We start from the raw sequence: 225 nt of genomic DNA, 5'->3' as shown, positions 1-225 counted from the left end.
TCCCCCAACTACTTTCGGCGCTGAGACGCTTAACTTCCGTGTTCGGCATGGGAACGGGTGTGGCCGTCTCGCTATCGCCACCAGACAAAATGAATATTAACACCGCGTCATACGCATGTCAATATTGTTTTAGGGTTTGTTCCCTGAAAACTGAGGATTCATCAACACAAACCATTAGACTAGATCAAAGCCTCGACCGATTAGTATCATTCAGCTCCACGTGTC

At 47.6% G+C, this 225-nt stretch carries 1 rRNA gene; it reads right to left on the bottom strand.

What is annotated here, in order from left to right:
- A 5S ribosomal RNA gene (gene rrf / locus KNO72_RS15555) occupies positions 1–85 on the bottom strand; the annotation flags it as partial.
- Positions 86–225: the final 140 nt, after the last annotated feature.

The sequence above is a fragment of the Exiguobacterium sp. s123 genome (assembly GCF_018617075.1).
Lineage (GTDB): Bacteria > Bacillota > Bacilli > Exiguobacteriales > Exiguobacteriaceae > Exiguobacterium > Exiguobacterium profundum.
Note: the sequence above shows the minus strand (reverse complement) of the source record. Positions and strands in the feature narration are given on the sequence as shown.